The following is a 3,348-nucleotide window of genomic DNA, read 5'->3' as shown; positions in this document are numbered from 1 at the left end:
GTGGAGACCAGCAGCTTGAGCATGCCGTAGGAGTCGCCGGCGATCTGGCCGCGGGCCAGTTCGCGATAGCGGGCAATGCCGACCTCGTACGGGATCGCGTCCTTGGTGAGTTCAACCTCGGTGGCGCCGACGTAGGAGATCTCCGGGATCGAGTAGATGCCGATCGGCTGCAGCGCGGTCAGGCCATGCACCGGCTCACCGAACGCGTGGCAGGCGGCTACCCGGCCCTGGTCCATCGAGGTCGAGGCCAGGGCGGGGAAGCCGATGACGTCGCCGACGGCGTAGATGTGGTCGACCTTGGTCCGGAAGTCTTCGTCGACATAGATCCGTCCACGGTTGTCAGCTTCCAGGCCCGCGTTCTCGAGTTCGAGGTGCTCGGTTTGGCCTTGGCGTCCCGCCGAATACATCACCGTTTCGGCTGGGATCTTCTTGCCGCTGGCAAGGCTGGTGACGGTGCCTTGCGCGCCGACCTGGACGGTGGTGACCTCTTCGCCGAATCGGAACGTGACTGCGAGGTCGCGCAGGTGGAAACGCAACGCCTCGATGATCTCGGGATCGCAGAAGTCCAGCATGTCTTGCCGCTTCTCGACGATGGTCACTTTGGTGCCCAGCGCGGCGAACATCGACGCGTACTCGACGCCGATCACACCGGCGCCGACCACCACCATCGACGCCGGGATCGACTGCAGATCAAGGATGCCGTCGGAGTCCAGCACCCGCTGCTCGTCGAACTCCACCCCCCCGGGGCGGGCCGGTTTGGTGCCGGTTGCGATGACGATGTATTCGCCGCTGACCGTGGTGCGTTCACCGCGGGAATGGTCTTCGACCAGCAGGGTGTGTTCGTCGCGGAATCGGCCCTGTCCGGGAATGAGATCGACCCGGTTACGCATCAGCTGGTTGCGCACCGTTTCGGCTTGCTTGCCGATGACGTGGCTGGTTCGCGATAGCAGGTCAGCCGGTGTGATCTTGTCCTTGACCCGATAGCTCGCGCCGTACAGCTCGCGCTGGTTCATCCCGGTCAGGTAGAGAACCGCCTCGCGCAGCGTCTTCGACGGGATAGTGCCGGTGTTGACGCAGACCCCGCCCAGCATCTGTCGTTGCTCGACGACCGCGACCGATTTGCCCAGCTTGGCCGCGGCGATAGCGGCCTTTTGCCCGCCGGGACCCGAACCGATGACGACTAGGTCGTATTTCGCGTCGTGCTCCAGCCTCGAACCCATGAGGAAACATGTACGCCGCTTCTCGGCCGCGCGCACGCCGAGCGAGGCGATATACGTGTGAACAATTCGTTTGGTCTTTGTCCCCAGCTGTGCCTTTGTCCACAGCGCGCGGGTGTCGCCGTCTGGACCGCCGACGGGGTGACAGTGCCGATTGCCAGCGTGGGCGCCATGACCAAGCAGCGACCTGACTTTGAACTGAATCGCCCCGGCGCGGTGATCGCCGCGTTGCCGGCCGTGCTGGGCTTCGTGCCGGAGAAATCGCTCGTGCTGATATCGATCGACGACAACGAGCTGGCGTCGGTGATGCGGGTCGACCTCTCCGACGCGCTCGCTGACCAGATTGGGCAGCTCGCGGAGGTGGCATCGGCCGCCAGCCCCGAGGCGGCCATCGTGGTCATTGTCGACGCCGACGGCGCGGGCTGCCCGATGTGCAACGAGCAGTACCGCGACCTGTGTGCGACGCTCACCGACGAGTTGTCGCAGCGCGACATCGCGCTTTGGGCCGCACATGTGGTGGACCGGGTGGCCGCTGGGGGGCGCTGGCACTGCGTGGATGGCTGCGGTGCCGGCGGTGTCATCGACGACCCGTCCGCATCGCCGGTGGCGGTGGCGGCGGTGCTCGACGGCCGTCGGCTGTATCCGCGGCGCGCTGATCTGCAGTCGGTCATCGCGGCCGACGAGCGGGCGCCAACCGCGGCGCTGGCCGGGTTGATCGGCGACCACGCCGCGTCGCGGGATTCTGCGCACCGGGCCGATCCTTCTGCCTGCGTCCGCCGCGACGCCGAGGACGCGATGGCTGCTGCTGCCCGTGTCGGCCAGGGACAACGGCTCTCCGATGCGGAGCTGGCCAGCCTGGCCTGCGCGCTTGGCGACGTGGAGTTTCGCGACACGATGTATGCCCTTGCGGTCGGCCAGAGCGCCGGAGAGGCCGAGTCGCTGTGGGCGCTGCTATCGCGCAGCCTGCCCACGCCGTGGCGGGTAGAGGCGCTGGTGTTGGTCGCGTTCAGTGCCTATGTCCGCGGCGACGGCCCGCTGGCCGGGGTGTCGCTGGAGGCCGCGTTGCGCTGCCAGCCCGACCATCGGATGGCGGGCATGCTCGACACGGCGTTGCAATCGGGCCTGCGGCCTGAGCACATTCGCGAACTGGCTGTCACCGGGTACCGGCTGGCCGATCGCCTGGGTGTGCGGCTACCGCCTCGACGGGCGTTCGGCCGACGAGCCGTCTAGATGGCCCGGCTCCTCCTCATCGCGCTGCGCGTCCCCCTCGCCGCTGTGCGCGGCTGGGGGTACCCCCACTGCATCGTCGCCGGGCGCTAGACCTTTTCGACCTTGACGGCGTGCGCCATCTCATGCGGCAGGCTGACGTTCTCGTGGCCCGGTATCACGATCGTCACGCCGCCGGCCGGGTTGGTTTCGACGGTCACCCGGGCGTTGGGAACGACGCCAGCGTCCTTGAGCCGGGTGATCAGGTCGATGTCGCCTTGCACGTGTTCGGTGAGCTGACGCACCACGACTGCGACAGGCGATCCGGCCGGCAGCTCTGTGAGCCGCACCAAATTTGGCTCTTCGTCGCCGAACCCAGGCCCGACGCCCAAATCCAACAGCCCTGGAATCGGGTTGCCGAATGGCGAGGTTGTCGGATTGTTAAGGACTTGCATCAGCCGACGCTCGACGTCTTCGCTCATCACGTGCTCCCACCGGCAGGCCTCGGCGTGCACCTCTTCCCAGGGCAATCCGATGACATCGACCAGCAGCCGCTCAGCCAGCCGGTGCTTGCGCATCACCGAGATGGCCAGCGCGCGGCCCTTGTCGGTGAGTTCCAGATGGCGGTCGCCGGCCACGTGCAGCAGGCCGTCGCGCTCCATCCGCGACACCGTCTGGCTGACCGTGGGCCCGCTCTGGTCAAGCCGTTCGGCGATCCGGGCACGCAGCGGCGTCACGCCCTCTTCTTCGAGGTCGTAAATCGTCCGCAGGTACATCTCGGTGGTATCAACCAGGTCGTTCATTCCGCACCCTCCATTGCCGCCGAGTCTACTTGCCCAGCTGCGTGAATGGTCCGCTAACACTCCAGCACAGCAGTATGCCCGCCGCTGGCGCGGCGGGCATACCACTTCGAGTTGATCTGGGT

3 protein-coding genes are annotated in these 3,348 nt (G+C 66.8%); 1 reads left to right on the top strand and 2 read right to left on the bottom strand.

Going from position 1 to position 3,348, the window contains the following annotated elements:
• Positions 1 to 1,220 (bottom strand): Si-specific NAD(P)(+) transhydrogenase (sthA, locus tag WAN71_RS09410; protein WP_422225073.1); only part of this gene is annotated, 1,220 nt, incomplete at its 3' end.
• 168 nt (positions 1,221 to 1,388) lie between these two features.
• Between sthA and WAN71_RS09405 the strand changes: the two genes are divergently transcribed.
• Positions 1,389 to 2,447: a DUF4192 domain-containing protein gene (locus WAN71_RS09405; RefSeq protein ID WP_422225072.1), complete on the top strand. Its 1,059-nt coding sequence runs from the start codon at positions 1,389 to 1,391 to the stop codon at positions 2,445 to 2,447.
• Between the two features lie 86 nt (positions 2,448 to 2,533).
• Here the strand turns inward: WAN71_RS09405 and WAN71_RS09400 are convergent, their stop codons facing one another.
• Positions 2,534 to 3,226 carry a metal-dependent transcriptional regulator gene (locus WAN71_RS09400; protein ID WP_422225071.1) on the bottom strand — a complete coding sequence of 231 codons (693 nt, stop codon included), beginning with the start codon at positions 3,224 to 3,226 and terminating at the stop codon, positions 2,534 to 2,536.
• Between the last annotated feature and the right edge of the window lie 122 nt (positions 3,227 to 3,348).

The organism is Mycobacterium sp. (assembly GCF_049280035.1).
In the GTDB taxonomy this organism is placed as follows: domain Bacteria; phylum Actinomycetota; class Actinomycetes; order Mycobacteriales; family Mycobacteriaceae; genus Mycobacterium.
The sequence above is the reverse complement of the archived record's forward strand: the minus strand, read 5'-3'. Positions and strand labels throughout refer to the sequence as shown.

Excerpts from the sequence above, each read along its gene's own strand:
- WAN71_RS09405 (WP_422225072.1), top strand. The coding sequence starts at position 1,389 with ATGACCAAGCAGCGACCTGACTTTGAACTGAATCGCCCCGGCGCGGTG.
- WAN71_RS09400 (WP_422225071.1), bottom strand. The coding sequence starts at position 3,226 with ATGAACGACCTGGTTGATACCACCGAGATGTACCTGCGGACGATTTAC.